The sequence below is a fragment of the Streptomyces sp. NPDC059247 genome, assembly GCF_042754005.1.
Taxonomy (GTDB): Bacteria; Actinomycetota; Actinomycetes; order Streptomycetales; family Streptomycetaceae; genus Streptomyces.
In genome coordinates this window covers 134,927-160,996 of the sequence record NZ_JBHYZW010000010.1, presented here as the reverse complement: position 1 = coordinate 160,996, position 26,070 = coordinate 134,927, and the positions used below count along the sequence as shown (strand labels likewise).

The 26,070-nt window shown below is 73.6% G+C and carries 25 protein-coding genes; 19 read left to right on the top strand and 6 right to left on the bottom strand.

Going from position 1 to position 26,070, the window contains the following annotated elements; translation table 11 throughout:
- Nucleotides 1-25 precede the first annotated feature (25 nt).
- Together ACFXGN_RS19910 and ACFXGN_RS19905 are read left to right on the top strand one after the other, a co-directional pair.
- Nucleotides 26-469, top strand: a complete 444-nt coding sequence (locus ACFXGN_RS19910) for a MarR family winged helix-turn-helix transcriptional regulator (protein WP_384860729.1) — start codon at nucleotides 26-28, stop codon at nucleotides 467-469.
- A gap of 26 nt (nucleotides 470-495) precedes the next feature.
- Nucleotides 496-1,833 carry an MFS transporter gene (locus ACFXGN_RS19905; protein ID WP_384860727.1) on the top strand — a complete coding sequence of 446 codons (1,338 nt, stop codon included), beginning with the start codon at nucleotides 496-498 and terminating at the stop codon, nucleotides 1,831-1,833.
- Between the two features lie 108 nt (nucleotides 1,834-1,941).
- Here ACFXGN_RS19905 and ACFXGN_RS19900 read toward each other — a convergent pair whose 3' ends face one another.
- On the bottom strand, nucleotides 1,942-2,448 hold the full coding sequence (locus ACFXGN_RS19900) for a GNAT family N-acetyltransferase (protein ID WP_384860725.1): 507 nt from the start codon (nucleotides 2,446-2,448) through the stop codon (nucleotides 1,942-1,944).
- Between the two features lie 77 nt (nucleotides 2,449-2,525).
- Between ACFXGN_RS19900 and ACFXGN_RS19895 the strand changes: the two genes are divergently transcribed.
- From ACFXGN_RS19895 to ACFXGN_RS19880, 4 genes are all read left to right on the top strand, one after another.
- Complete coding sequence (locus ACFXGN_RS19895; RefSeq protein WP_384860722.1) at nucleotides 2,526-3,005, top strand: SUKH-4 family immunity protein; 480 nt, start codon at nucleotides 2,526-2,528, stop codon at nucleotides 3,003-3,005.
- Between the two features lie 323 nt (nucleotides 3,006-3,328).
- The gene (gene thpR / locus ACFXGN_RS19890) at nucleotides 3,329-3,913 is read left to right on the top strand and encodes an RNA 2',3'-cyclic phosphodiesterase (RefSeq protein ID WP_384860720.1); all 585 of its coding nucleotides are present in this window, start codon (nucleotides 3,329-3,331) and stop codon (nucleotides 3,911-3,913) included.
- A gap of 194 nt (nucleotides 3,914-4,107) precedes the next feature.
- On the top strand, nucleotides 4,108-5,097 hold the full coding sequence (locus tag ACFXGN_RS19885; protein ID WP_384860717.1) for an aldo/keto reductase: 990 nt from the start codon (nucleotides 4,108-4,110) through the stop codon (nucleotides 5,095-5,097).
- A 224-nt stretch (nucleotides 5,098-5,321) separates the two neighbouring features.
- Nucleotides 5,322-6,014 (top strand): PH domain-containing protein, encoded by a 693-nt coding sequence (locus tag ACFXGN_RS19880; RefSeq protein WP_384860714.1) that lies wholly within the window; start codon nucleotides 5,322-5,324, stop codon nucleotides 6,012-6,014.
- A 3-nt stretch (nucleotides 6,015-6,017) separates the two neighbouring features.
- On the opposite strand, the gene ACFXGN_RS19875 is transcribed toward ACFXGN_RS19880, so the two are convergent.
- Nucleotides 6,018-6,701 carry a GDSL-type esterase/lipase family protein gene (locus ACFXGN_RS19875; RefSeq protein ID WP_366439844.1) on the bottom strand — a complete coding sequence of 228 codons (684 nt, stop codon included), beginning with the start codon at nucleotides 6,699-6,701 and terminating at the stop codon, nucleotides 6,018-6,020.
- 250 nt (nucleotides 6,702-6,951) lie between these two features.
- Between ACFXGN_RS19875 and ACFXGN_RS19870 the strand changes: the two genes are divergently transcribed.
- The gene (locus tag ACFXGN_RS19870; RefSeq protein ID WP_384860712.1) at nucleotides 6,952-7,968 is read left to right on the top strand and encodes a WD40 repeat domain-containing protein; all 1,017 of its coding nucleotides are present in this window, start codon (nucleotides 6,952-6,954) and stop codon (nucleotides 7,966-7,968) included.
- Here the strand turns inward: ACFXGN_RS19870 and ACFXGN_RS19865 are convergent.
- Nucleotides 7,955-8,767, bottom strand: a complete 813-nt coding sequence (locus tag ACFXGN_RS19865; RefSeq protein ID WP_384860709.1) for a TetR/AcrR family transcriptional regulator — start codon at nucleotides 8,765-8,767, stop codon at nucleotides 7,955-7,957. The genes ACFXGN_RS19870 and ACFXGN_RS19865 overlap by 14 nt on opposite strands.
- 125 nt (nucleotides 8,768-8,892) lie before the next feature.
- Here ACFXGN_RS19865 and ACFXGN_RS19860 point away from each other — a divergent pair, with 125 nt between their 5' ends.
- Nucleotides 8,893-10,173, top strand: coding sequence for an ATP-binding cassette domain-containing protein (locus ACFXGN_RS19860; RefSeq protein ID WP_384860706.1), 1,281 nt, complete (start codon nucleotides 8,893-8,895; stop codon nucleotides 10,171-10,173).
- Nucleotides 10,170-10,976 (top strand): ABC transporter permease, encoded by an 807-nt coding sequence (locus tag ACFXGN_RS19855; protein ID WP_384860703.1) that lies wholly within the window; start codon nucleotides 10,170-10,172, stop codon nucleotides 10,974-10,976. The genes ACFXGN_RS19860 and ACFXGN_RS19855 overlap by 4 nt, the downstream gene beginning before the upstream one ends.
- 67 nt (nucleotides 10,977-11,043) lie before the next feature.
- On the opposite strand, the gene serC is transcribed toward ACFXGN_RS19855, so the two are convergent.
- Nucleotides 11,044-12,162 (bottom strand): phosphoserine transaminase, encoded by a 1,119-nt coding sequence (gene serC / locus ACFXGN_RS19850; protein ID WP_384860700.1) that lies wholly within the window; start codon nucleotides 12,160-12,162, stop codon nucleotides 11,044-11,046.
- A 51-nt stretch (nucleotides 12,163-12,213) separates the two neighbouring features.
- On the opposite strand from serC, the gene ACFXGN_RS19845 reads away from it, so the two are divergent.
- The gene (locus ACFXGN_RS19845) at nucleotides 12,214-15,126 is read left to right on the top strand and encodes an FAD-binding and (Fe-S)-binding domain-containing protein (RefSeq protein ID WP_384860697.1); all 2,913 of its coding nucleotides are present in this window, start codon (nucleotides 12,214-12,216) and stop codon (nucleotides 15,124-15,126) included.
- On the opposite strand, the gene ACFXGN_RS19840 is transcribed toward ACFXGN_RS19845, so the two are convergent.
- Complete coding sequence (locus tag ACFXGN_RS19840) at nucleotides 15,113-15,970, bottom strand: LysR family transcriptional regulator (RefSeq protein ID WP_384860695.1); 858 nt, start codon at nucleotides 15,968-15,970, stop codon at nucleotides 15,113-15,115. The genes ACFXGN_RS19845 and ACFXGN_RS19840 overlap by 14 nt on opposite strands.
- A 354-nt stretch (nucleotides 15,971-16,324) precedes the next feature.
- Here ACFXGN_RS19840 and ACFXGN_RS19835 point away from each other — a divergent pair, with 354 nt between their 5' ends.
- Nucleotides 16,325-17,254, top strand: a complete 930-nt coding sequence (locus tag ACFXGN_RS19835) for a DMT family transporter (protein WP_384860955.1) — start codon at nucleotides 16,325-16,327, stop codon at nucleotides 17,252-17,254.
- Between the two features lie 381 nt (nucleotides 17,255-17,635).
- On the opposite strand, the gene ACFXGN_RS19830 is transcribed toward ACFXGN_RS19835, so the two are convergent.
- Nucleotides 17,636-18,487, bottom strand: a complete 852-nt coding sequence (locus ACFXGN_RS19830) for a LuxR C-terminal-related transcriptional regulator (RefSeq protein ID WP_384860692.1) — start codon at nucleotides 18,485-18,487, stop codon at nucleotides 17,636-17,638.
- 298 nt (nucleotides 18,488-18,785) lie between these two features.
- Here ACFXGN_RS19830 and ACFXGN_RS19825 point away from each other — a divergent pair, with 298 nt between their 5' ends.
- The 8 genes from ACFXGN_RS19825 (at nucleotide 18,786) to ACFXGN_RS19790 (ending at nucleotide 26,070) form a co-directional block, all read left to right on the top strand.
- Nucleotides 18,786-18,965: a hypothetical protein gene (locus ACFXGN_RS19825; protein ID WP_384860689.1), complete on the top strand. Its 180-nt coding sequence runs from the start codon at nucleotides 18,786-18,788 to the stop codon at nucleotides 18,963-18,965.
- 119 nt (nucleotides 18,966-19,084) lie between these two features.
- Nucleotides 19,085-19,228, top strand: coding sequence for a hypothetical protein (locus ACFXGN_RS19820; RefSeq protein WP_384860687.1), 144 nt, complete (start codon nucleotides 19,085-19,087; stop codon nucleotides 19,226-19,228).
- Nucleotides 19,229-19,786: 558 nt separating this feature from the next.
- Nucleotides 19,787-20,023, top strand: a complete 237-nt coding sequence (locus ACFXGN_RS19815; RefSeq protein WP_384860685.1) for an MbtH family protein — start codon at nucleotides 19,787-19,789, stop codon at nucleotides 20,021-20,023.
- A 19-nt stretch (nucleotides 20,024-20,042) separates the two neighbouring features.
- A complete protein-coding gene (locus tag ACFXGN_RS19810; RefSeq protein ID WP_384860682.1) occupies nucleotides 20,043-21,881 on the top strand; it encodes a non-ribosomal peptide synthetase in 1,839 nt (612 codons plus the stop codon).
- Nucleotides 21,878-23,125 carry a cytochrome P450 gene (locus ACFXGN_RS19805; protein WP_384860679.1) on the top strand — a complete coding sequence of 416 codons (1,248 nt, stop codon included), beginning with the start codon at nucleotides 21,878-21,880 and terminating at the stop codon, nucleotides 23,123-23,125. Before ACFXGN_RS19810 ends, ACFXGN_RS19805 begins: the two co-directional genes overlap by 4 nt.
- Nucleotides 23,122-23,859 carry a thioesterase II family protein gene (locus ACFXGN_RS19800; protein WP_384860677.1) on the top strand — a complete coding sequence of 246 codons (738 nt, stop codon included), beginning with the start codon at nucleotides 23,122-23,124 and terminating at the stop codon, nucleotides 23,857-23,859. The genes ACFXGN_RS19805 and ACFXGN_RS19800 overlap by 4 nt, the downstream gene beginning before the upstream one ends.
- 97 nt (nucleotides 23,860-23,956) lie before the next feature.
- Nucleotides 23,957-24,955: a TauD/TfdA family dioxygenase gene (locus tag ACFXGN_RS19795; RefSeq protein ID WP_384860674.1), complete on the top strand. Its 999-nt coding sequence runs from the start codon at nucleotides 23,957-23,959 to the stop codon at nucleotides 24,953-24,955.
- A gap of 38 nt (nucleotides 24,956-24,993) precedes the next feature.
- On the top strand, nucleotides 24,994-26,070 hold the full coding sequence (locus ACFXGN_RS19790; RefSeq protein WP_384860672.1) for an alpha/beta fold hydrolase: 1,077 nt from the start codon (nucleotides 24,994-24,996) through the stop codon (nucleotides 26,068-26,070).

Genomic DNA, 26,070 nt, shown 5'->3' with positions numbered 1-26,070 from the left:
AGAGTAATGAGTTAGGCTAACGAACATGCCTGACCTGTCCCACGGCACCGCCGACGACGTCGCGGCCGTGAACGCGCTGCGCTCCTCCGTCATGCGACTGGGCCGACGCCTCAAGCACCAGCGCGTCGACGAGTCGCTGAGCCCCACCGAGATGTCGGTGCTCGGCACCCTCGCGCTCTGCGGCTCCGCCACCCCCGGCGAACTGGCCCGCAAGGAGCACGTCCAGCCGCCGTCGATGACCCGCATCGTCGCACTGCTCGAAGCCAAGGGACTGGTCCTGCTGGAGCCGCACCCCGACGACCGCCGGCAGAAGGTGGTCAGCCCGACCGAGCAGGCCGAGACCATGCTCGAAGAGTCCCGCCGCAAGCGGAACGCCTGGCTGGCCTCCCTCGCCGAAGGACTGGACGAGGACGAATGGGCCAAGCTGCGCGCCGCCGCCCCGGTCCTGGAGAAGCTCGCCCACCTGTAACCCAGGCGCCAAGGAGGCGACGCACTTTGAGCACGGGACCCGGAGCAGACTCCGCACCCGTCCACCAACCCACCCTCAAGACCCGTCGGCGGGGGGAAACCTTCTCCTCGCTCGGCATACGCAACTACCGGCTGTTCTTCACCGGTGCCATCGTCTCCAACACCGGCACCTGGATGGCCCGCATCACCCAGGACTGGCTGGTCCTCAGCATCACCGGCTCCGCCGCCGCCGTCGGCATCACGACCGCCCTGCAGTTCCTGCCCATGCTGCTCTTCGGGCTCTACGGCGGAGTGATCGCCGACCGCTACCCCAAACGGAACCTGCTGCTCGTCAGCCAGGCGGCCCTCGGACTCTGCGGCATCGCGCTCGCCGTCCTCACCCTCTCCGGCAACGTCCAGGTCTGGCACGTCTACCTCATCGCCTTCCTCCTCGGCATGGTCACCGTCGTCGACAACCCGGCCCGCCAGTCCTTCGTCTCCGAGATGGTCGGACCCGCCCAGCTCCGCAACGCCGTCTCCCTCAACTCGGCCAACTTCCAGTCCGCCCGCCTCATCGGCCCCGCCGTCGCGGGCGTCCTCATCGCCGGAGTCGGCAGCGGCTGGGCCTTCCTCCTCAACGGCCTGTCCTTCATCGCCCCGCTCATCAGCCTGCTGCTCATGCGGACCGGCGAACTCCACAAGGTCGAGCGCGCCCCGCGCGGCAAGGGCCAGCTCCGGGAAGGCCTGCGGTACGTCGCCGGACGGCCCGACCTCATCTGGCCGATCGTCCTCGTCGGCTTCATCGGCACCTTCGGATTCAACTTCCCCATCTGGCTCACCGCCTTCTCCAGCGACGTCTTCCACGTCGGAGCCGGTACCTACGGCTTCCTCAACACCCTCATGGCCGCCGGATCCCTCGTCGGCGCCCTCGCCGCCGCCCGGCGCGGCTCCACCCGGCTCCGGATGCTGGTCATCGCGGCGGCCGTCTTCGGCGTCCTGGAGATCGCGGCGGCCCTGTCGCCCACCTTCTGGCTGTTCGCGCTGCTCCTCGTACCGATCGGCATGATCGGCCTCACCGTCAACATCGCCGCGAACTCCGCCGTCCAGATGGCGACCGACCCGGCCATGCGGGGGCGGGTCATGAGCCTCTACATGATGGTCTTCGCCGGAGGCACGCCGATCGGCGCGCCGCTCCTCGGCTGGGTCACCGACACGTACGGCGCCCGCGCCGGGTTCGCCGCCGGTGGCGCGATCTCGCTGCTGGCGGCCGTCGTCGTCGGGCTCGTCCTCGCCCGGGTCGGGGGGCTCAGGGTCGCGTGGGCCTGGCGGCACGGGCATCCCCGGGTGCGGGTGGTCTCGCGGGAGCGGCTGGCGGTGGTGGCGTAGCCCCCGGGCGGGCGGCCCGGTCCGCCGGGGCTCGTCCCCGTGTGCGGTGGGTGGTCCCGCCCCCGCCCGGTGGCGGGCCGGGGCCGGGACCTCCGCGGGGGCTTGTCGTCAGAGTCTCTTCTCCAGGATCTGGCCCGGCCAGTCGCCCACCGTGAAGGGGGTGGTGCGGGTGAAGCCCTGGGACTCGTAGTAGTCGACCAGGCGGCCCCCGCTGCCCGCGAAGCAGTCCACGCGGAGGAGCGAGACCTCCTGGCGGCGGGTCTCCGCCTCCGCGTGGGCCAGGAGCGCCGCGCCCACTCCCCGGCCGTGGAAGCGCGCGTCCGTCGCCAGGAGCCGGACGTACACCTCCGGCTCCCCGGCGGGCTGGACGTACTCGCCCGGGAACGGGGTCAGCGTCATCGTGCCCGCCGGTACGCCGTCGATCTCGGCGATCCACGGGTCGCCCGCCGCCACGGTGTCCTCGACCAGCCGTACGGCCTTCGGGCGGGCGGAGAACGCTTCCGTGCCCCACTGGGCCGTGATGCCCCGGGCGTTGAGCCACGTCACGGCGCTGTCCAGCACGCCGAGTATCGCGGGGAGGTCGGCCTCCCCGCCCTTCCTGATGGTGATCTCCATCCGGCCGAGGCTAGTGCTCTGACCGCGTAGGTTCACCGGCTTGGTGGAGTGTCGGCGGGGCGGACTATGTTCTCGGCATGAACGATTCTGAAGTCGCCTCGCTCTTGGCCGGATGCGTTCGGTGCCCGTACCCCGGGGTGTGGCAGGACTCCCCTTTTACGGAACGCGTGGTCGACGGTGGGCGGTATGCCGCGGTCGCGGTCGACCCAGGGCTGAGCGCGCTCGTTCTGCGGCGTGATGACGGCTCGCTGTGGGGTCTGCCGGAGGGCGGCGTTCCTCACCTGGTGAACTCCAGCGTCGAGGCGTTCGTCGCTTTCAACCGTGCTTACGAGGAGGCCGCCGCCGAGGCCGAAGCCTACGAGGGGTCAGATGATGATCTGGACGAGGACGAGGACGAGGACGAGGACGAGGACGAGGACCTGGCCATGCGGGCCGCGGACGCGCTCACGGAAGCGTTGCTGGAGCGATTCGGGATGCTTGACGCCGAGGCCGTTGCCGACGAGAACTCCTTCTGGCACGTCGCGGCCGAGGAGCTCGGCTACAGCATGAACGTGTGACCGCGCGGACCATCGGGGCAGGCCGCTCAAGCTGTGACGACGAGGGGGCGTCCGCCCCAGCGGACGCCCTTTTCGCTGCGGATGCGGGCGCGTTCCTCGTCGTCACGGCTGAGCGGGCGGGGACGGCCTCCCGCCCACAGAGGGTCCAGGCAGGCCTGCCCCGACGCACGATCTGCTGCAGGTCGGTCAGTCTGCGCACACGGACAGGCTCGGCCACCCCGCCTCCAACGGTCGGACCGGACATCGCCGCACATCCGACCGCCACGACCACCAACCCGGCGAACCTATGCGGTCACAGCACGAGCGGGTGCCAGACTCGCCGCATGAGGCTCTTCGCCGCCGTCCTCCCGCCCCCCGAGCGGCTGGCCGAGCTCGCGCACGTCGTCGACCGGCTCCACCGGCTGCCCGGGGCCGACGCGCTCCGCTGGACCTCGCCGCCCGGCCGTCACCTCACCCTCGCCTTCCTGGGCGAGGTCGACGAGGAACTGCTGCCCGAGCTGCGCGTCCGGCTGGCCCGTGCCGCCCACCGCACCCCGTCCTTCCCGCTGCGGCTGCGCGGCGGCGGACACTTCGGGCGGCGGGCCCTGTGGACCGGGGTGGCCGGGGACCTGGACGAACTGCGGCTCCTCGCCGAACGGGCCGACGCCGCCGCGCGCAGGTCCGGGGTCCCCATGGACGAGCACCGCGGCTACCGGCCGCACCTCACCCTGGCCCGCGCCCGTACGGACGCGGTCGACCTGCGGCCCTTCCTCGACGGGCTCGACGGTTTCGAAGGGGCCCGCTGGGAGGCCGCCGAGCTGTCCCTGGTCCGCTCGAACCCGCCGGAGAGCGGGGTGCCGGGCGAGCGGCCCCGGTACGAGCGGCTCGACGGCTGGCCGCTGGAAGGCGGGCCCGCACGGGCGGGGTGAGGGGCGCGTCCGGCGGCCGGGTAACCTCGAAGGGTGGATCCGAAGACCCGAAACCGAATCATGGCCGGTGTGCTCGTACTGATGTTCGCGATTATCGCGGTGGCGTCCGTGGCCGGGCTGTAGCCCCGGGGCGCCTCCCACGGAGTGGGAAGCCGCTTGCTTCGAGCGCACTCCAGGCAGTTGGCTTGACGTCCATGGAGTACACGCAGCTCGGACGCACCGGACTCAAGGTCAGCCGCCTCGTCCTCGGCACGATGAACTTCGGACCGCAGACGGACGAGACCACCAGCCACGCGATCATGGACACGGCGCTCGACGCCGGTCTCAACTACTTCGACACCGCCAATGTGTACGGGTGGGGCGAGAACAAGGGGCGGACGGAGTCGATCGTCGGCTCCTGGTTCGCCCTGGGCGACGGCCGTCGCGACCGTACCGTCCTCGCCACCAAGGTCTACGGCAACATGGGCCCCGACGGCGAGGCCTGGCCCAACCACGACAAGCTCTCGGCGCTGAACATCCGCCGCGCGGTCGAGGGCAGCCTCCGGCGGCTCGGCACCGACTACATCGACGTCTACCAGTTCCATCACGTCGACCGGGCCACCCCCTTCGAGGAGATCTGGCAGGCCGTCGACGTCCTGATCCAGCAGGGCAAGATCCTGTACGCGGGCTCCTCCAACTTCCCCGGCTACAAGATCGCCCAGGCAAACGAGACCGCCGCCCGCCGGGGCTCCGTCGGGCTCGTCAGCGAGCAGTGCCTCTACAACCTCTTCGAGCGGCGCGCCGAGATGGAGGTCATCCCGGCCGCCCAGGAGTACGGCCTCGGGGTCATCCCCTGGTCGCCGCTGCACGGCGGTCTGCTCGGCGGCGTCCTCAAGAAGGAGGCCGAGGGCAAGCGCCGTACGGAGGGACGCGCGGCGGCCACCCTCGCCGACCCGGCCTCCCGGGCGAAGCTCCAGGCCTACGAGGACCTGCTCGACAAGCACGGCCTCCAGCCCGGCGAGACCGCCCTCGCCTGGCTCCTCACCCGGCCCGGCGTGACCGGTCCCATCGTCGGCCCCCGCACCCCCGACCAGCTCTCCGGTGCCCTGCGCGCCCTGGAACTCGACCTGGGCGAGGAGCTCCTGGCCTCCCTCGACGAGATCTTCCCCGGCCCCGGCCCGTCCCCGGAGGCCTTCGCCTGGTGACGCGCCCGCCGGGCGGCGGGGGCGCGTGACGGCGCGCGTCCGGGCGCGTCCCGGGCGGTGGGGGTGCGTGCCCCCGCCGCTCGCGCCGCGCCCGCGCCGCACCCGCCCCGCGCCCCGCCGGACGGTGCCCCGATCCGGGCCGTCCGGTCGGTGAAAGGCCCTTCTCCGCGAGGCGGCCGGGTCCTAACCTGGATGTCCGTCACGCGGGGATCCTGGGGGGAACCATGGAGGCCGAGCGCACGCTGCCACGTGAGTACCGGGTCAAACCCGGCCGGATGACCGGCGTCTACATCGCGGTGGGGGTCGCCGTGCCCGCCGGGATCCTGCCGCTCCTGAACGACCGCTCGATCCCCGGCGGGGTGAAGGCCCTCATCGGCGGGCTGCTCCTCGCCTTCGTCGTCTGGATCGTCGTCGCCGCCCGCAACTGCTCCACCACCGCCGACCGCACGGGCCTGCGGGTCCGGGGCATGGTCCGCACCCGGGGGCTCGCCTGGTCCGAGGTCCATGACATCCGCGCCGCGCCCAACCCGAGCACGGGCGGCGGCCAGCCCCGGGTCCTCTCGTACGCCTACGGGCGCGACGGGCGCCGGGTCCAGCTGATGTACCTGGACGACACCCATGTGGTCGTCGAGCAGGAGATCGCCGTGCTCCGCGCCGCCTGGGAGGAGCTGCGCGGCGCGGACTGGACGCCGGACGCGGCGGCCGAGCGGATGATCGGCAGACGGCGGGCCCGGGAGGGTTCGCTGTTCAAGGCGATGTACTGGGCCTTCGGTTCGGTCTTCGTGGCCCTCGCGCTCTTCGTCGTCCTGCTGGTCGCGGACGGCGCGGCGATGGCCCCCGAGTGGATCCTCGTCGTCCCGGTCGTGACCTTCTTCGCGGTCTGGGCGGTCGGGGCCGTCCGCGCCCGGCGCCGGTAGGGGTCAGGGCAGCCGGTACGGGCCGCCCAGCCCCCATGCCTGGTGCATCGCGTCGGCGAACGCGGCGGCCAGCTTGTGCTCCCCGGTGGGGCCCGGGTGCGTGCCGTCGTAGGTGTCGGTCCCGAGGTCGTACGACTCCGGGACCGTCGCGAGCAGCAGGGGCGAGGCCGCCGTGTCCAGGTCGGCGACGGCCTTCGCGAGCAGTTCGTTGAACCGGGCGCACTCGGCGGCGAACGCGGGGTCGTACCCGGCGCGCACATTGGGGATGACCGGCAGGACGACGGCCCGGACGCGCGGGTTGGCGGCGCGGGCCGCCGCCGTGAACGCCCGGACGTTCTCCTCGGTCTGCCCGCTGTCGGTGTAGAAGCCGAGGTCGATCAGGCCCAGCGAGACGAGCAGCACGTCGGCGCCGGTCTCCGCCACGGTCCCGCCGATCACGGGCGCCATGTGCAGCCAGCCCTCGCCCCAGCCCGCCAGGTGCCGCCGGGCGGCGGCGGGGAAGGCGGGGTCGGCGTACGCCTGCGACACCGGGGCGTCGGCCGCCGGGTCGTACAGCCCGGTGCGCGGCCCGACGATCTCGTAGCCGCCGGGCAGGGTGGACTCCAGGTGCCGCCACATGCGGTGGCGCCAGGTCCAGTCGCCGGCGCTGCCGATGGTCATGCTGTCGCCGACGAACAGAAAACGCATGGTCACATCATCGCGGACGCCGTCCGGCGCGGGCGACGTGACGCGGGCCACGGGCGCGGGGCGCGGGCGCGGGCGCGGGCCACGGGCGCGGGGCGCGCGGTCCGGTTCCGGGCAGGCCCCGGGCAGGTCCCGGCAAGGGTCCCGTCCGGGCCGGGTGCCGGGGCCGGGTGGTGCGGGACGGCGGGTCCGTGGCGCGGGCCCGGTCCGGGCGGCCCGTCGCCTCCGCCGTGGGCCGTGGCAGGCTGGGGTCATGCGATCTGCTCTGTGCGCCCTCGGCGCGGCGGCGGCCCTGGTGCTGCTCCCGGCCGGTCATGCCCGCGCCGAAGGCCAGGAGCCCGACCGGGACTTCACGGTCGAGGACCCCCGGATCACCGAGTCCAGCGGTCTCGCCGCGAGCCGCGCGCACCCCGGGATCTACTGGACGCACAACGACCAGGACGCGCCCCTGATCTACGGTGTCGACTCCCGTACGGGAAGGACCGTGGCGACCCTGACCATGAAGGGGGTCGGAACCCCCCGGGACATGGAGGCCATCGCGGTCGGCCCGGACGGCGACATCTACGTCGGGGACATCGGCGACAACCTCGACGGCTCCTGGGACCACGTGTGGATCTACCGCTTCCCCGAGCCGGAGGTCCTCAAGGACCAGACGGTGGCGGCGAAGCAGTACGTCGTGAAGTACGCCGACGGGCCCCGCAACGCCGAGGCGCTCATGGTCCATCCGAAGACCGGCCGGGTCTACATCGCCAGCAAGAAGCAGAGCGGCGGCGGCCTGTACGCGGGCCCCGAGCGGCTCTCCTCCTCGGGCACGAACGTCTTCCGCCGGGTCGGAGAGGTGCCCTGGGTGACCGACGGCGCCTTCTCCCCGGACGGCGGCAGGCTCGTCCTGCGCGGCTACTTCAGCGCGAAGGAGTACGTCTGGAAGGCGGGCGGCGCGGGCGGCGGGAGCCTCGGCGACGAGGGCACGCCGGTCGCGGCGCCGTTCCAGGGCCAGGCGGAGTCGGTGACGTACACGAGGGACGGCTCGGCGTTCATGTTCGGCTCCGAGGGGAGCGGCAGCCGGGTCCTCAGGGTGGAGCGGTCCGGGGCTCCGGCCCCTTCGGCGAGTCCGTCCGGGGGGCCGTCCGGCGGTCCCGGCGCGTCGGCCCCGCCCTCCGGGGGCTCGGCCGCCGAGGGCGACCGGGGAAGCGTCACGGTCGGCTTCCTGGTGCTGGCGGGCGCCACCGTCCTGGTGATCGGCGGGAAGCGGCTCGTCAGGAAGAAGTGACCCCGGGGTCCGGGTCCGGGTCCGGTCCGTCGCCAGGGGCGGTGTCCGGGACGGTCCCGGTGGTGTCCGGGCGGTCCGCGTCGGCCACCAGGGTCTCGAAGCCGTCCATGAGCCGGGCGAGGCCGAAGGCGAAGTGGTCGGTCTCGCGGTCGAAGGTGTCGTCGGCGAGCGCCGCCATCAGCGGGTAGTCGCCGGAGCGCATCGCCCGTTCCAGGTAGGGGTGCTGGACGCGCCAGAACTCCTCGTCGTCGACGCCGGTCTCCCGCGCCGCCTCGGTCGCCTGGAGTTCCATGCGCGCGGAGCCCGCCGCGAAGCTCTGCACGGCGATGATCACCGAGATGGTGTCCGGGTCGCTCAGCCCCATGCCGTGCGGTCCCTTGAGGCCCGCCAGACAGAGTTCGAGACCGCGCAGCGCGCTGGGGCCGAGGACGGAACGGGCCTCGTTGACCTTGAGCAGCCAGGGGTGGGCCCGGTAGAGGGCGATCGTGGTGCGGGCCAGCGCGGTGACGGTGTCGCGCCAGTCGGTGGGGGCGGGCGGGCCGTCGGGGAGGGACTCGCCCTGGACCCGGTCGAGCATCAGGTCGAGGAGTTCGGTCTTGCCGGGGACGTACCGGTAGAGCGACATGGTGCCGACGCCGAGTTCGGCCGACACCCGGCGCATCGAGACGGCGTCGAGGCCCTCGGCGTCCGCGAGGCCGACCGCCGTCGTGACGATCCGGTCGAGGGTGAGGCCCGGCTTGGGGCCCCGGCTGGGTCGGTCGCCCGTGCCCCAGAGGAGGTCGAGGCTGCTCTTCGTCATGCCGTCACTCTAAAACCCGGCGAACCGGACGCGGAATTGAAATTGAGTACACCGTACTCGCTTGGGTACGGTGTACTCAGTTGGGGCCCGGCGAGACCGCGCCCCCGACATCCGGAGGCACAGCCATGCCCGAATCCGCCGTGACGCCCGCCCACCGCCCCGCCCCACCCGGCCACCGCCCCGCCCCACCCGGCCACCGCCCCGCGCCGTCCGGTCGCCGCCCCGCCCCACCCGGCCACCGCCCCGCGCCGTCCGGTCGCCGCCCCGCGCCGTCCGGTCGCCGCCCCGCGCCCCACGGCGACCGCTCCGGCGCCCCCGCCGGACACGCCGTCCTCGCGGAAGGGCTCCGCAAGCACTACCGGGGCAAGGGCGGCGCCGCCGTTCCCGCGCTCGACGGCTTCGACCTCGCCGTCCGCCCCGGCACCGTCCACGGCCTCCTCGGCCCCAACGGCGCGGGCAAGACCACCGCCGTCCGCATCCTCGCCACCCTCCTCAAGGCCGACGGCGGGCGCGCCGAGGTCGCCGGGGCCGATGTCGCCCGGGACCCGGGCGCCGTCCGCGCCCGCATCGGCCTCGCCGGGCAGTACGCCGCCGTCGACGAGGGCCTGACCGGCCGCCAGAACCTCGAACTCTTCGGCAGGCTCTTCCACCTCGGGGCCCGCCGCTCCCGCGACCGCGCCGCCGAACTCCTCGACCGCTTCGGGCTGACCGAGGCCGCCGACCGGGGCGCGGAGGAGTACAGCGGCGGGATGCGCCGCCGTCTCGACCTCGCCGCCTCGATGATCCTGGCCCCCGCCGTGCTCTTCCTCGACGAGCCCACCACCGGACTCGACCCCCGGGCCCGTGGCGAGGTCTGGGAAGCGGTCCGGGCGCTCGTCGCGGCCGGCACGACCGTCCTGCTCACCACCCAGTACCTCGACGAGGCCGACCGGCTCGCCTCCCGGATCACCGTGATGGACCGGGGCCGGGCCATCGCCGACGACACCCCCGACCGGCTCAAGGACCGGGTCGGCGGCGACCGGGTCGAGGTCGTCGTCGCCGAGCCCGCCGACCTCCCGGCGGCCCGCGCGGTGCTCGCCCGGGTCGCGGGCGCGGAGCCCCGTACCGACGAGGCGGGCCGCCGGGTCCACGTCCCCGTCACCGACCGCGTCGCCGCCCTCACCGGGATCGCCCGCTCCCTCCAGGAGGAGCGGATCGCCGTGGAGGACCTGGCCCTGCGCCGCCCCGCCCTCGACGACGTCTTCCTCCGGCTGACGGGCCAGGAACCGGGAGCCGACCGGGAGCCGGACGGTGACCGGGGGTCGGGAGGCGGCCGGGAGCCGGACGGTGACCGTGGGGCAGGCGGTGGCCGTGAGGCCGGAAGCGGTCGGGAGTCCGCCGCCGACGGCCGGGAGGCCGCCGTATGAGCGCCGTCGCCTTCGACCGGGCCTACTGGGCGTTCGCCGACTGCCTCACCCTGGTCCGGCGGACCCTGCTCAACTACCGCCGCAAGCCGGTCGCCATCCTCTGGCAGCTCGGCTTCCCCATCGTCTCCGTGCTGCTGTACGGCTTCGTCTTCGGCAGCGCCATGCGGGTCCCCGGCGGCGGGGACTACCGCGAGTTCCTGATGCCCGGCATGTTCACGATGACGATGGCGTTCGGGCTGATGAACACCGCGACGGCCGTGGTCTCCGACAGCGGCAGGGGGGTCGTGGACCGGTTCCGTTCCATGCCGATGGCCCCGTCCGCCGTCACCACCGGCCGGGGGCTGTCCGACCTCCTGATCGCCTCCGCCGAACTCGCCATCCTCGCCGCCACCGCCCTCGCCATCGGCTGGACCTCGGACAGCGGCCCCGCCGCCACCCTCCTGGGCTTCGGCCTGCTGCTGCTCCTGCGCTTCAGCCTCATCTGGGTGGGCGTGTGGTGCGGGCTCACCGTCCCGAACACGGAGACGGCGGGCGCCCTCTACGCGGTCGTCTTCCCGCTCACGATGATCTCCAGCGTGTACGTGGCACCCTCGCTGATGCCCTCCTGGCTCGGGCCCGTCGCCGCCTGGAACCCGATCTCCTCCACGGTGACCGCCACCCGCGAACTCTTCGGCAACCCGGGTGCGGACGGCGGCACCTGGGTGGAGCAGCACGCCGTCCTGATGGCGTTCGCCTGGCCGCTGGTGATCACGGCCGTCTTCCTGCCGCTGGCCGTACGGAAGTACCAGGCGCTCAGCAGGTGAGAGGGGACGCGAAGGGCCCGGCACCGCACGTGCGGTGCCGGGCCCTTCCGTACGACGGGGGACGCGGTTACAGGTTCTCGATCACGTAGTCGACGCACGCCGTCAGGGCGCGCACGTCCGCCGGGTCGACCGCCGGGAACATCGCGATCCGCAGCTGGTTGCGGCCCAGCTTGCGGTACGGCTCGGTGTCCACGATGCCGTTGGCGCGCAGCACCTTCGCGACCGCCGCCGCGTCGACCTCGTCCGCGAAGTCGATCGTGCCGATGACCTGCGAGCGCTTCGCCGGGTCCGTCACGAACGGCGCCGCGTGCTTGGACTCCTCGGCCCAGCCGTACAGCGCGTCCGACGACTCCTTCGTCCGGGCCACGGCCCAGTCCAGACCGCCCTGGCCGTTGATCCACTTCAGCTGCTCGTTCAGCAGGAAGAGGGTCGAGAGCGCCGGGGTGTTGTACGTCTGGTTCTTCAGCGAGTTGTCGATCGCCGTCGGCAGCGAGAAGAACTCGGGGATGTGCCGGCCCGACTCGTGGATCTTCCGCGCCCGCTCCAGGGCGGCGGGGGAGAAGGCCGCCAGCCACAGACCGCCCTCGGCGGCGAACGACTTCTGCGGGGCGAAGTAGTAGACGTCCGTCTCGGTGATGTCGACCGGCAGACCGCCCGCGCCCGAGGTCGCGTCGACCAGGACGAGCGCGCCCTCGTCGGCGCCCGCGACCCGCCGGATCGGGGCGGCGACACCGGTGGAGGTCTCGTTGTGGGTGTACGCGTAGACGTCGGTGCCCGCCTCGGCCACCGGCTCCGGGTGGGTGCCCGGGTCGGCGGAGATCACGGTCGGCGCGTCCAGCCACGGGGCCAGCTTCGCGGCCTTCGCGAACTTGGAGGAGAACTCGCCGAAGGTGAGGTGCTGCGACTTCCGCTCGATGAGCCCGTGCGTCGCCACGTCCCAGAAGGCGGTGGAGCCGCCGTTGCCCAGGATCACCTCGTAGCCCTCGGGCAGCGAGAAGAGGTCACGGATGCCGGTACGCACCTCGCCGACCAGGTTCTTGACCGGAGCCTGGCGGTGGGACGTGCCGAGAAGAGAGGTGCCGGTCGCGGCCAGGGCGTCCAGCGCCTCCGTACGCACCTTGGAGGGGCCCGCGCCGAAACGGCCGTCGGCGGGCTTGATGTCAGCGGGAATCTGGATATCAGCCACGAGGCGGAGAGTATCGGGTCGGGAAGGGGCCGGTCGCCGCATGTCCGCCCGATGAGACGAGGACTGAGACATCCTGGCCCTGTGGGAACACACGAGCAACGGACCGGGGAAGCGACCGCACTCGCCGCCGCGCTGCGGGCGGCCGTCGCCGGGGACGTCGACTTCTCCGCCGCCGCACGCGCCCTGACCACCATGGACGCCTCCAACTACCGGCGGGTCCCGGTCGGCACGGTCGCGCCCCGCGACGCCGACGACCTGGCGGCCGTCCTGGAGGTCTGCCGGGCGCACGGCACCCCGGTCGTCGCACGCGGCGGCGGCACCTCGATCGGCGGCCAGGCCACCGGGACCGGCGTCGTGCTCGACCTCGCGCGGCACCTGGACGGGCTGGTCTCCCTGGACCCGGAGGCGCGCACGGCGGTCGTCCGGCCGGGGCTCGTCCTCGACCGGCTGCGGGAGGCGGCCCGCCCGTACGGGCTGACCTTCGGCCCCGACCCGTCCACCCACGGCCGCTGCACCCTCGGCGGCATGATCGGCAACAACGCCTGCGGGGCGCACTCGGTCGCCTGGGGCACGACGGCCGACAACGTGCGCTCGCTGGAAGTGATGACCTACCGGGGCGAGCGGTTGACGCTGGGGCGGGGGACCCCGGTGGTCCCGGGCGGGCCGAACGGGTCCGTGCCGGGCGGGCCGGTGGTGCCGGGTCACGGCGGCTCCGTGGCGCGGGGCGCGCCCGCCGGGCTGCTCGACCTCGTCGGGCGGAACCTCGCGCCGCTGCGCACCGGCTATCCGCCGGGGCTCCCGCGCCGGATCTCCGGGTACGCCCTCGACGCGCTGCTGCCCGAGCGGGGCGTGGACGTGGCCCGTTCCTTCTGCGGCAGCGAGGGCACCCTCGGGATCGTGACGGAGGCGAGCCTCCGGCTGGTCCCGCTGCCCGCCGCGCCCGTGCTCGTCGTCCTCGGGTACGCCGACGAGAGCGCGGCGGCCGAGGCGGCGGCCGGACTCCTCCCCTACGGGCCGCTGACCGTGGAGGGCATGGCCGCCGACCTCGTACGGGACGGCGGCGCGGGACTGCCCCGGGGCGGGGCCTGGCTGTTCTGCGAGACCGACGGCGAGGGCGCGGCCCGCCGTCTGGTGCGGGCGGCGGACGCGCTCGACGCGGCCCTCGTGACCGATCCGGCCGGGCAGCGGGCGCTCTGGCGGATCAGGGAGGACGCGGCGGGCACCGCGACCCGGCTCCCGGACGGGACCATGGCCTGGCCGGGCTGGGAGGACTGCGCGGTGCCGCCCGCCCGGCTCGGCGCGTATCTGCGCGACTTCCGGGCCCTCCTCGCCGAGCACGGCCTCAGGGGCGTCCCCTACGGGCACTTCGGCGACGGCTGCGTCCACGTCCGGATCGACTTCGACCTGTGGACGGAGCCGGGCGTACGGGACTTCCGGCGGTTCTCCGAGGCGATGGCCGACCTGGTGGTCTCCCACGGCGGCTCGCTCTCCGGGGAGCACGGCGACGGGCGGGCACGGGCCGAACTCCTGCCGAGGATGTACGGGGACGAGCTCGTCGCCCTGTTCGGCGCGGTCAAGGACGTGTGGGACCCGGACGGCGGCCTCAACCCGGGGATGCTGGTCCGGCCGGGCCCCCTCGACGAGGGCCTGCGGTTCGCCGGACTGCCCGCGACGGGCGTCGGGCGCGCCGCCGCCCGCTGCGTCGGCGTCGCCAAGTGCCGGGTGACGGGACCGGCCACGGGACCGGACGTGATGTGTCCCTCGTACCGGGTGACCGGCGAGGAGCAGCACTCCACCCGGGGCCGGGCACGGCTGCTGCACGAGATGGCGCTGGGCGAGGTCGTCACCGGCGGATGGCGTTCGGCGGAGGTGCGGGAGGCCCTCGACCTCTGTCTGTCCTGCAAGGGCTGCCGCGCCGACTGCCCGGTGGGCGTCGACATGGCCGCGTACAAGGCGGAGTTCCTCGACCGGCACTACGCGGGCCCGCTCGGCTTCCTGCGCAGGCCCCGCTCCCACTGGACGATGGGACGGCTCCCGCACTGGCTCGACCTGTTCGGACGGGCGCTGAACCCGGCGTCGCGGCTGCCGTTCGCGGCCCGCTGGGCGGGCGTCACCCCGGAGCGGGGCATCCCGCGCGTGGCCGCCCGGACCTTCACGTCCTGGTTCGCCGAGCGCGCCTCGGCCCGCCCTCCCGTCCTGACGCTCTGGCCCGACACCTTCACCGACCATCTGGCGCCCGAGACCGGTCTGGCGGCGCTCCGGGTCCTGGAGGCGGCCGGGCTCGGGGTGGCGCTGCCGCCGGGCCGGGTGTGCTGCGGTCTGACGTACGTCTCCACCGGTCAGCTGGGCGCCGCCCGCAAGGTGATGCGCCGGACCCTGGACACTCTGGACGCCCCGGGCGGCGGCGGTCCCGGACCGGTCGTCGTCCTCGAACCGTCCTGCGCGGCGGCGCTCCGCACCGACCTGCCCGAACTGCTTCCGGACGACCCGAGGGCGGCCCGGCTCGCGGCCTCGGTCCGCACCTTCGCCGAGGCGCTGGAGGAGCTGGCGCCCGACTGGGAACCGCCGCGCCTGGACCGCCCGGTGACCGGCCAGACCCACTGCCACCAGCACGCGGTCCTCGGCGACGCGGCCGACCGGCGCCTCAGGGAGCGCGCGGGTCTGACCGGTGAACTGGAGGGCGGGTGCTGCGGTCTCGCCGGGAACTTCGGCTTCGAGCCGGGGCACTACGAGGTGTCGGTGGCGTGCGCCGGGGACCGGCTGCTCCCGGCGCTCCGGCGGGCCGCCCCGCACACGGAGGTCCTGGCGGACGGCTTCTCCTGCCGGACGCAGATCGCCGACCTGACCGGCGGCCGGGCCCGGCACCTGGCGGAGGTCCTGGCGGAGGCGCTGGACCTGGGGGAGACGGGCGGCCCGGGGGAGACGGGCGGCCCGGGGGCCGGGGGCGGGGTCACTCCCCGCTGACGATCTCCCGGGCCATCGTGACGAGCGCCGCCGTCGCCGGGTGCGGGAAGGCGTCCCGCCAGGCCAGGAGCACGGGGAGCGCCGGGGCGTCGGTCAGCGGGCGGTAGGCGACCCCCGGGTACGGGTGGAGGGCGGCGGTGGACGCGGAGGAGACGCCGACGCCCCGGCCCGCCGCGATGGCCGTCAGCCAGTCGTCGGTGTTGGCGACCGTGACGGTGGCCGCCGGGCGGGCGGCGGGGGGCCACAGGGCCAGGGTGGTCGTGCCGGAGACGGTGTTGAGGACGACGGTCCGGTCGGTCAGGTCGGCGAGGGCGAGCCGGGGCCGGTCGGCGAGCGGGCCGTCGGCGGGGACGACGGCGAACCGCTCCTCCGCGGTGAGTTCGACGGTGACCAGGCCCGGCGCGTCGACCGGGCCCCGGAGCAGGGCCGCGTCGACCTCGCCCCGGGTGAGTCCGGCGGTGCGGTCGTCGACCCGGAGGAGTTCGAGGGGGGTCTCGGGGTGTTCGCGCTGCCACCGCCGCAGCAGGGGAGTGGTGTACGGGCCGAAGGCCGACCAGGCGTGTCCGAGGCGCAGGGGGCGGTGCCGGAGCCTGGCGGGGTCGACGGCGTCCTCGAAGGCGGCGAGCGCGGCGGCGGCCCGGTCCCGGAAGGCGCGGCCGTCGGCGGTGAGGGCGAGGTGGTGGGTGGAGCGGTCCACCAGCCGGGCGCCGAGGTGCTGTTCGAGGGCGGCGAGCGTACGGGAGACGGCGGGCTGGGTGAGGTGGAGCCGGGCCGCCGCCCTGGTGAGGCTGGGCTCTTCGGCGATGGCGAGGAAGCAGCGGAGATGGCGTAGCTCGATGCTCATGCGTTCGGAGCATAACCGCAGCGCAGTCGGCATTTCCGGTGCCGCGCGGGAGCTCGTAGCGTGAAGGGGGAAGTCGGTGGCGGTTCACCGGTGGTGCATTATTCTGGACTGAAAGTACAGTCCGGTGGACGCGTGAGGAGTCGGTCGGTGGACAGTCCGGTCAAGGGGGCGGCCCCGTCGGGTGCCGCGGTGGACGGCGGCGGGCCCACGGGTGCCGCACCGGTCGGCGCGGCGGCGGCGGGCGTCGCCGTGGCCGCCGGAGACCCGACGGGAGCCGTCGTGGCGGGCGCGGGCGCGGGTGCCGACGCCGGTGCGGGGGCGGGTGCCGGTCCCCCGGGCGTCGCCGCCCGGGGGATCGCGGGCCATCGGTTCGGGCCCGTCGCGCTGGTCGTCGCGGGCGGTCTCTCCGTGCAGTTCGGTTCGGCCGTCGCCGTCCTCCTCATGCCCCGCGCCGGTGCGCTCGGCGTGGTGACGCTGCGGCTGGTGCTCGCCGCCGCCGTCCTGCTGCTGATCTGCCGTCCCAGGGTCCGGGGGTACGGGCGGGCCGACTGGGGCACGGTCCTCGCCTTCGGCGCGGCGATGGCCGGGATGAACGTCCTGTTCTACCTCTCCGTCGCCCGGATACCGCTGGGCGCGGCGGTGACCCTGGAGGTCCTGGGGCCGCTGATCCTCTCGGTGGTCGCCTCCCGGCGGCTGATGAACCTGCTGTGGGCGGGGCTCGCGCTCGGCGGTGTCGTCCTGCTCAGCGGCGGCGGTCTCGACCGGCTCGACCCGCTGGGAGCCGGGTTCGCGCTCGCGGCGGGCGCGATGTGGGCGGCGTACATCGTGTTCAGCGCGCGGACCGGGCGCCGCTTCCCGCAGGCGGACGGGCTGGCGCTCGCCATGGCGTTCGGCGCGGTCCTGACGCTGCCGCTGGGCATCGCCGACGCCGGTGACAAGCTCCTCGTCCCCTCGACGATCGCCCTGGGCCTCGGGGTCGCCCTGATGTCCTCGGTCCTGCCGTACACCCTGGAACTGCTCGCGCTGCGCCGACTGCCCGCGCCGACCTTCGCGATCCTGATGAGCCTGGAACCGGCCATCGCTGCGACGGCGGGCTTCCTCGTCCTCCACCAGGCCCTCGCGGTGACGGACGCCCTGGCCATCGCCCTGGTGATCGGCGCCAGCATGGGCGCGGTCCGGGGCCAGGTCGGGCGCGGGCGCCGGGACTCCCCGGGGGGCGGGCGCCGGGGCTCCCCGGGGCGGGCGCGCCGGAACTTCCCGGGGCGGGCGCGCCGGGACGCCTGAGGGAGGGGCGCGCCCGGTCTCCCGGGCTTTGCCCCCCGCTTCTCCGCCTGTGGGGTGCGCCCGGCCTTCCGGGCTTTGCCCCTCGGCTTCTCCGCCCGTTTCTCCGCCCGTGCCGCCGCCCGTGTCACCGGGTGGGCCGCCGGGTGGGCCACCGCCCCGCCGGACCGTCCCGGCGGGGCTTCGCCGTTCCGGGGCCGCGCGATCCGGAGCGTGGCACGGACGCGATCCGGAACGTGGCACAAAGATGCCCTGCGTGTTTTCTGCCAGGGGAACGAAACCCCCGTGTTTCGCCGCGCGTGGAACACTGGTGCCCTCGCGGACGGCAGGGGGGAGCGCGGAACCCCGCGCTCCCCCCTACCGTCCGCGAGGGTCCGGGCCGCTCTACAACAAGCCTATTTCGGCGGCCCTCTGGCCCAACTGGAAACGGCTCTGGGCGCCGAGGACTTCCGAGACCTTGGTGACCATGCGTCGTTCCGTGCGGATGGAGACACCGAGCTTGCGGGCCACACCCTCGTCGGTGAGCCCCTGGGCCAGGAGCCTCAGGAGCTCGCGTTCCTGGGCGGACAGGTCCTCGCCCGTCGGAACGGCTTCTCCGAGGGGCGCGGCCGTGGCCCACACCATGTCGAACAGGGCGCACAGCACCGACACCACCGCGGGTTCCTCGATGATGAGGGCCCCTTGGGCGGAATCCTCCAGCGACAGGGGGATGAGCGCCGCCCTGCGGTCGGCGATCTGCATACGGAAGGGAAGGTGGGGGACGGTGCGAACGGCGCCGCCCTGAGCGGTGAGCCAGGCGGAGTGCTGCACGGATCCGGTGTCGTTCCGGATGCTTTCCAGGTAGATCGTCTTGATGGACACCGACCGCGACAGCAGGTCCTGGAGGAGGGGCCGGCTGGCCAGCCGGTTGGCCTCCGTCTGGGGTCCGCCGGGTGCGAAGGCCAGCGACTCGTGCCGGGTGTCCACCGCGAGCTTTTCCAGATAGTTACGGACCGAGCCCAGATCTGTCAGCTTCTCCATCCCGGACACGCGCGCCCCGGCGTACTCGTTCATGTAGTCGTCGATCAGCGAGGCCATCCGGGACCGGGCCTCGTCCAGGGCCTGCTGCTGACCGGCGATCTCGGCCTGCCGCTTCGCCCACAGCGCCTGGAAGCCCAGATGGGGGCTCACCGGGCGGGCGCTGCCGCCGCCGTCCCATGACGCCTTGATCAGGGCCAGGTCGGCCAACTTGTCCAATGCTTCACGAACTTGACCTTCACTCAGACCGAGTTTCGTACACAGGTTCGCCATTTCAATGCCCGGACTGCGGAGCATCTCCCGGTAGACGGCATCGGTGGCATCTCCCACCCCCCATGTGTGGAGCACGTATTTCCTTCCCGTACGTCTCTTGGCCCGACCGCTCATCCCGAGAGGGGCACAGGTGTTCCTGGTAGCTGCTGCATGGTCATTCTCCGGTCCCCCGCCCACCGCGGCGGAGGGTGAGCTGAGAGGTGTTCTTCTGCAGAATGACGCACCGCACGGGCGGCTGCAGCACGTGAGGTTGCACATCGGCCACCGGGGCGCCCGGGGTGTCCTCTTCCTGTCCGCCGAGGACGGCGAGGGTGCCGAGGCCTACGCGCGCGCGCTCTGGGCCGCCGCCGCCGAGGGCGAAGGACCGGTGTGCAATTGGCGGCTCCTGGAGTGCGGAGTCCTTCCGCTGCCCGCTCGGGCATGAAAGTGCCAGGAACAGTTTGTGCCACGCCCGAAGTCTGGTCCCGGCCCCCGGCCTCCGTAAAGATCGGGGCATCGGAAGAGAGAAGAACGGCTGCGAAAGCCGAAACGGGGAGGCTCATCGTGAAGTTTATCAAGCGGGCAATTGTCATGGCGGCTTTCACCATTCCGCTGGTATTCGCGGCCGATCTCGCCACCGACCACACGAATGCGGTCCAGGCCGCCGACAGCGCCCGGCCGACGCCGGACGACTTCGGCTGGCAGTGATCCGCCCCGCGCCCCCCGGCCGGCCGACGGGAACCCCCGCCGACCCGGGACCGACCCGGCGCACCGGCTCCCCCGCGAGCCCCGGACACCCGGCACCGTGAGCCGCTCGCGGCCCGCCCGGTCCACCGGACGTCCACCGCATACCACAAGGTCCCGGCCCTCCGGACGCCTTGCCCACCACAGGACTTGGGCCCACCGGACGTCCCTCGAGGGACACCGGACCCCGGCCCGCCGCGTACCACGGGACCCCGGTGGTACCGGCCGTCACCGAGGCCGCACCCCGGCCCGTACGGCACCCGCCCCACCGCGCGGCCGGCTCCCGCAGCCGCCGCCCGCGCCCACCGCGCGCCCCGGCCCCCACGCGGCCCCGCCGCACTCGCCCCGACACCCGGCAGACCCGTCCGCCCACGGGTCATGGGTCCCGCACCCGCGAACCGGCCGCACGCACTTCCGCGTCCCGTCCGCGACCGGCCGCGAGACGCGCACGGAATTGCCCTCCATGAAAAAACCCGAATCCCACGGATCGCAGAATGACGCAGTCTCAGAATCCCGAGGTGGATGACTATGCGCGAAACGGCCGCTGAGGCGCCCCCCGCGAACGCGGCACCCGAGACCGGCGCGGACCACACCGTGGTCCGCAACCACGAGGAGCAGTACTCCCTCTGGCGCGTCGGCGAGCCGGTGCCCGAGGGCTGGCGGGAAGCGGGCTTCACTGGCTCCCGGGAGCAGTGCCTCGCCCACATCGAAGAAGCCTGGACCGACCTGTGCCCGCTGAGTCTGCGCGCGGCTCGCTGAGATCGAAAGGGAGATAGCAGTGGCTCAACACCAGCTCATCCACCAGTGGGTGGCGGAGGCCGCCGCCGAGGACCCGGACGCGGTCGCCGTCACCGCCGGGGACGCCGTCCTCACGTACCGCTCGCTCGAAGCCGACGCCACGGCGCTGGCCCGGGTGCTCCGGGAGCACGGCGTCACCGCCGGTTCGCGGGTGGTCGTCGCCGTGCCCCGGTCCACCGACTTCGTGATCGCCGCCCTCGCGGTGCTCAAGGCGGGCGGCGCCTACGTGCCGATCGACCCGGAGTACCCGGAACGGCGACGGCAGCTCATCCTGAGCGACTCCGGCGCCGCCCTCATCGTCACCGCGGGCACCGGGGGCACCGAGGGCCCCGACGGATTCCCGACGGTCGACATGCGCGCCGCGCTGACCGCGACCGCCCCGGAGACCGCGACCGTCACTGAGACCGCGACCGCCCCGGAGACCGCGACCGGCTCCGGTCGGGACGGTGGAGACCCGGCCCCCGACGTCCGGCCCGAGGACCTCGCCTACATCGTCTACACCTCCGGATCGACCGGCACCCCCAAGGGCGTGTGCATCACCCACGCCGCGGTGACCGACCTCATCGGATCCGACCCCCGGCTGGCCGTCGGGCGCGGCGAGGTCGTCGCCCACCTGGCGCCGACCGCCTTCGACGCCGCCACCTTCGAGATCTGGTCCGCCCTCGCCCGGGGCGCCACCGTCGCCGCGCTCGGCAAGGACGAGATCTCCGTCGCGGAACTCGGCCGGACCCTGCGCGCGGTCCGCCCCGACTGGATGTTCCTCACCACCGGTCTGTTCCATCTGCTCGTCGACCACGACGTGGAGATGTTCAGCGCCGTCGGAACGGTCCTCACCGGCGGCGACGTCCTCTCCCCGCAGCACGTGCGGGCCGCCGCGGCGCAGGTGTCGCGGGACCTCTACGCCGCGTACGGCCCGACCGAGACGACCGTCTTCGCGACCCTGCACAAGGTGGACCCCGCACGCTCCTACGAGCGGGTGCCGATCGGCCGGGTCCTGGACGGCAAGAAGCTGTACGTCCTCGACGGCGACCTCCGCGAGGTGCCGCCCGGCGAGGTCGGCGAGATCTTCCTCGGCGGCAACGGTCTGGCCCGCTGCTACCACGACCGGGCCGCCCTGACGGCGGAGCGGTTCCTGCCCGACCCGTACTCCCCGGAGGCGGGCGGCCGTCTCTACCGGACCGGCGACCTCGGCCGGGTCCTCCCGGACGGCGAGGTCGAGTTCATCGGCCGCACCGACCGCCAGGTGAAGGTGCGCGGCTTCCGCGTCGAGCTGGGCGAGATCGAGGCCGCGCTCTCCGCGCACGAGGAGATCGGCGCGGTGGCCGTCCTCGCCCTCGGCGACGACGAGAACAGCAAGCGGCTCGTGGCCTACGTCGCCCCGGCGGGGCGCGCCGAGCTGAGCACCGCCAAGCTGCGGCGCTGGGTCGACGAGACCCTCCCCGCCTACCTCGCCCCCTCGCGGTACGTACGGATGGACACCCTGCCGCTCGACCCCAACGGCAAGGTGGACCGCAAGGCCCTGCCCCGCCCGTGGGCCACCCGCGCGGAGCTGGACCTGCCGTCGCCGGTCACCCCCGGCACCGACACCGAACGGCTGGTCACCCAGGTGATGGCCGACGTCCTCGGACTGGACGAGGTGGGTGTCGAGGACGACTTCTACGCCCTCGGCGGCGACTCCCTGCGCAGCGTCCGGATGCTGGAGCAGCTGCGTTCCCTCGGCATCACCATCAGCTCCCGGGAGTTCATGCGCAGGCCCACCGCCCACGGCCTCACCGGACTCGTCGCGGAGCAGCGGCAACTGGTCGGAGGCGCCCGATGAGGATCACCTCCCCCGCCCGCGACGCCCGGGTCCCGCTGGCCGGGGTCGACCTCTACGACCCGGCGCCCTACCGCGACGCCTGCCAGCACACGCTGTGGCAGACCCTGCGCGCGGACGCCCCCGTCTGGTGGCAGAAGGCCCCCAACGGCACCGGCTTCTGGAACTTCACCCGCCACGCCGACGTCGAGCAACTCCTCAAGGACCACCGCAGGTTCAGCTCCGAGGAGGGCACCATCCTCAGCTCGGTGGGCGTCGGCGACGCCGCGACCGGGAAGACGATGACCGTCACCGATCCGCCCCGGCACGCGCAGTTGCGCAATCCGGTGATGCGCAAGCTGGGCCGCTCGATGATCCGCCGCTCCACCGAGCAGCTGCACGACGAGGTCGCCCGGGTCGTGGCCCCCCTCCTGGCGGACCGCAAGGGCGACTTCGTCGGGATGATGCACCGCCTGCCGATGGCGATGCTGGCCCCGATGATGGGCATCCCCGAGGAACTGCGCGACGAGATCGCGCACTGGTCGGCCGTGAGCATCGCCCCCGACGAGCCCGGTCTGACCGGCGGCCTCGACGCGCACACGGCGGCCCGCGAGGCACATGTGCACCTGCTCGACCTGTTCGGTGCCGCGATCACCGCGCGGGCCGGTGATCCGGGCGACGACGTGATGACCGCGCTGACCGGGCTGCTGCTCGACGGCGAGCCGCTGACCGACTGGCACGTGGCGCTCAACTGCTACAGCCTGATGATGGGCGCGCACGCCACCACCCCGCACGTGGCCGGGCACATCGTGACCGCCCTCGTGGACCGCCCCCACCTGTGGGAGGCGGTCCGCGCCGACCCCACCCTGATCCCCGCGCTGATCGACGAGGGCACCCGCTGGACGTCCCCGACCCACCACCTGGTGCGGCGGGCCAGCGTGGACACCGAGCTGGGCGGTACGCCGATCAGGAAGGGCGACTGGCTGTGCGGCTGGGTCGGTTCGGCCAACCGCGACCACACCGTGTGGGACGACCCGTACGAGTTCCGCATCGACCGGGGCAACAACCCCCACCTGGGCTTCGGCGTCGGACCGCACTACTGCATCGGCGCGATGATCTCCCGGGCCGCGCTGACGGTGCTGTTCGAGATCCTGGCCGACCGGGTGGAACGCTTCGAGATCCCCGAGGAGCCCGTCCACCTCACCTCCAACTGGATCAACGGGATGGCCCGGATGAACGTGGTCCTCCACCTCGGGGAGCGGTCATGAGCCGCTGGACCCTGCAGCCGGTCCCGTCCGACGGCGACTACCTCCTCTTCGGCCTGCCCTACGCGGGCACCGGGGCGTCCTCCTTCGGGCAGTGGCCGCGCCGGTTCGGCACGGGCCGGTTCTGCGCGGTGCAGCCGCCCGGCCGGGAGAACCGGTTCGGCGAGGACGGCGTCACCAGCCACCAGGAGTTCGCCGAGGGCCTCGCCGAGGGGATCGCGGACCGGCTCGACCGGCCGTACGCGCTGATCGGGCACTGCGGCGCGGTGCCGTTCCTGCTCCAGACCGCGGCGCACCTGGAGCGGCGGGGACTGCCGCTGCCCCGGCGGCTGTTCGCCTCCGGCTGGGGCGCCCCGCACCGGGGGCTGTACGGCAGGCTCAACTTCACCGACCTGGCCGAGGTCGACCTGGTCGCGGAGATCGAGGAGCGCTGCGCGGCCCTGGGCTACCGGCTGCACGCCGAGTTCGTCGAGATCGCGGCGGAGACGATGCTCGCCGACCTGCGGGTGCAGCGCGGCTACCGGGCCGAGGCGCTGCCCGGCCGGGACGTGCCCGTGTCGGTGATCGGCTGGACCGAGGACGCGGTCGTCCCCGGGGACACCGTGTGGCCCGGCTGGGAGGAGCGGTTCGCCGCCACCTTCCACGTGCTGGACGGCGACCACTGGGAGTTCCTGCGCTGCCCGGAGGCGCTGCGCGACCTCGTGGAGCGGGAGATGTCCGCCGTCGTCGGCGTGTAGGCGGCGGCCGGTGTGCTCCGTGGCCGTCCGGCCGCGGCGGCACCGGCACCGCGCGACGTTCAGCCGCACGGCTGTGGAAACCACCAAAGGACCGGACATGCGCTCTCTCCTGTCAGACCAACGGACCCCCCAGCACATCGACCAGTCGAGCATGACGCTGACCGACCGGGAACGCGGCCGGGTGCGCGCGCTGACCGAGGAGCTGGGACGGTCCTCGCCCGACGGACGGGTCGACGATCCGAGGTGGCTGGCCCTGGCCCGGCTGCAGAGCTGCCGTCTGCCGGTCAGACTGCTGGAATCGCTGCGGAACTTCCGCAGCGAGCCCGGCCCGGACGGGACCCTGCTGATCGGGGGCCTGCCCGTCGACCCCGGGGCGCTGCCCGACACCCCCACGGTGCCGGACTCGGTGGAGCGCGCCGCGACCGGGCCCGCGGCGACGGCGATGCTGCTCGGCCAGCAGCTCGGCGACGTGTTCGCGTTCCGCGACGAGAAGCACGGCGCGCTGGTGCACAACGTGGTGCCGGTGCGGTCCCTCGCCCGGTCCCAGAGCAACGGCGGCTCCGTCGATCTCGAACTGCACAACGAGAACGCCTTCCACCCGCACCGGCCGGACGTCATCGGGCTCCTCTGCCTGCGCAGCGACCACGAGGGCCGGGCGGGAACCCTGTTCTCCTCCGTCAGGAAGGCGCGGGTGCTGCTCGACGACGCCGACATCGCGGTCCTGCGCGAGCCCCGGTTCGTCACCGAGGCGCCCCCGTCGTTCCGCACGGGCGACGCGGCCGTCACCCACGCCGTCCTGGGCGGCAGCCCGGACGACCCGGACATCCGGGTCGACTTCCACGCGACCGGGGCCCTCGACGCCGAGGCGGCGGCGGCACTGCGCCGCCTCGGCGGCGCCCTGGCCGAGGTCGCGTCCGAGCTGGTCCTGCGGCCGGGCGACATGGCCTTCCTGGACAACCGGGTCGTGGTCCACGGCCGTACCGAGTTCACCCCCCGCTACGACGGCCGCGACCGCTGGCTGCACCGGGTCTACGTCCATCTGGACGGGCGGCGCGGCCTGTCCCACCGGGTCGGGCCGGGACCCGTACTGGCCTGATCCGCCCGCCCACCGAGACTTCCGAAAAGGACACAGCCATGAACGCAGCGGAGACGGCCGTCACCGTGTCGGCCGGCCCCTCGCGGCCGAGCCTGGTGCACCACATGCTCCAGGACATCTGGAGCACCACCCTCAAGCGCGAAGTGGGCGCGGACGACAACTTCTTCGAGGCCGGTGGCGACTCCCTGTCGGCGCTGGTCGTCGTCGAGCAGATCAACCAGCGGCTGGGCTGGCGGATCAACATGGGCGACCTGCTGCGCTTCCAGACCATCGCCGGGCTCGCCGCGGAGAAGGCGCAGCCGCAGGCCGCCAACTCCGAGCGGGCGCTGATCCGGATGAGCGACGGCGGCGACGGGACGCCCCTCGTGTTCGTCCACGCCGGGCACGGCATGGTCGACGGCTACGGCCGGCTCGTCCGGGAGCTCGGCACCGGCCGGCCCTGCTACGGACTCCAGTCCCCGCTGCTGACCGAGGGCGCCGAGAACGTGCCGGACAGCATCCAGGGGCTGGCCGAGCACTACGCCGATCTGCTCCAGGACGAGTTCGGCGACGACGAGTTCCACCTCCTCGGGTCCTGCGCGGGCGGCGCCATCTGCGTGGAGCTGGGCCGCATCGCCGCCGACCGGGGGCTCGGCGTCGGCAGGACCGTCGTGGTCGACGGCTACCTCGAACCGGACTCCACCGCGCCGATGTCGGAGGCCGAACTGCTCGTCGACTTCTACGACGGACTGCTGCGCATGTCGGGGACGACGGACCAGTACCCGGCGATGACCTCCGAGGACGTCGACCTGGAGCGGGTGCTGCGGTACTCGGCGGCGGCGATGTTCGGCACGGACCTGGGGTACGACGAGCGGGCCGAGGCCTTCTGCCGCCGTCTGTACGCCTCGTTCCTCGCCACCGCGCACGCCCTGTCCTCGTACCGGCCCGAGCCCGCCGACGTCGATCTGCTCATGCTGTTCGCGAAGGACAACGACACCCTCGGACAGTGGCGTTCGGTGATCACCGGCGAGCTGACCGCCGAGGTGCTGCGGTCGGACTTCTACGGCCAGCGGCTCTGCATCGAAGAGGCCGCGTACGTCGCGGCCCGCACCGTCGACTACCTGGGCGAGGAGTGA

Coding starts and splice junctions, on each gene's coding strand:
- ACFXGN_RS19870 (WP_384860712.1), top strand. CDS start 6,952: ATGCGATCTGCTCTGTGCGCCCTCGGCGCGGCGGCGGCCCTGGTGCTG.
- ACFXGN_RS19855 (WP_384860703.1), top strand. CDS start 10,170: ATGAGCGCCGTCGCCTTCGACCGGGCCTACTGGGCGTTCGCCGACTGC.
- ACFXGN_RS19900 (WP_384860725.1), bottom strand. CDS start 2,448: ATGGAGATCACCATCAGGAAGGGCGGGGAGGCCGACCTCCCCGCGATA.
- ACFXGN_RS19815 (WP_384860685.1), top strand. CDS start 19,787: ATGACTATGCGCGAAACGGCCGCTGAGGCGCCCCCCGCGAACGCGGCA.
- ACFXGN_RS19865 (WP_384860709.1), bottom strand. CDS start 8,767: ATGACGAAGAGCAGCCTCGACCTCCTCTGGGGCACGGGCGACCGACCC.
- ACFXGN_RS19885 (WP_384860717.1), top strand. CDS start 4,108: ATGGAGTACACGCAGCTCGGACGCACCGGACTCAAGGTCAGCCGCCTC.
- ACFXGN_RS19910 (WP_384860729.1), top strand. CDS start 26: ATGCCTGACCTGTCCCACGGCACCGCCGACGACGTCGCGGCCGTGAAC.
- ACFXGN_RS19790 (WP_384860672.1), top strand. CDS start 24,994: ATGAACGCAGCGGAGACGGCCGTCACCGTGTCGGCCGGCCCCTCGCGG.
- ACFXGN_RS19880 (WP_384860714.1), top strand. CDS start 5,322: ATGGAGGCCGAGCGCACGCTGCCACGTGAGTACCGGGTCAAACCCGGC.
- ACFXGN_RS19805 (WP_384860679.1), top strand. CDS start 21,878: ATGAGGATCACCTCCCCCGCCCGCGACGCCCGGGTCCCGCTGGCCGGG.
- ACFXGN_RS19860 (WP_384860706.1), top strand. CDS start 8,893: ATGCCCGAATCCGCCGTGACGCCCGCCCACCGCCCCGCCCCACCCGGC.
- ACFXGN_RS19875 (WP_366439844.1), bottom strand. CDS start 6,701: ATGCGTTTTCTGTTCGTCGGCGACAGCATGACCATCGGCAGCGCCGGC.
- thpR (WP_384860720.1), top strand. CDS start 3,329: ATGAGGCTCTTCGCCGCCGTCCTCCCGCCCCCCGAGCGGCTGGCCGAG.
- ACFXGN_RS19800 (WP_384860677.1), top strand. CDS start 23,122: ATGAGCCGCTGGACCCTGCAGCCGGTCCCGTCCGACGGCGACTACCTC.
- ACFXGN_RS19895 (WP_384860722.1), top strand. CDS start 2,526: ATGAACGATTCTGAAGTCGCCTCGCTCTTGGCCGGATGCGTTCGGTGC.
- ACFXGN_RS19795 (WP_384860674.1), top strand. CDS start 23,957: ATGCGCTCTCTCCTGTCAGACCAACGGACCCCCCAGCACATCGACCAG.
- ACFXGN_RS19845 (WP_384860697.1), top strand. CDS start 12,214: ATGAGACGAGGACTGAGACATCCTGGCCCTGTGGGAACACACGAGCAA.
- ACFXGN_RS19840 (WP_384860695.1), bottom strand. CDS start 15,970: ATGAGCATCGAGCTACGCCATCTCCGCTGCTTCCTCGCCATCGCCGAA.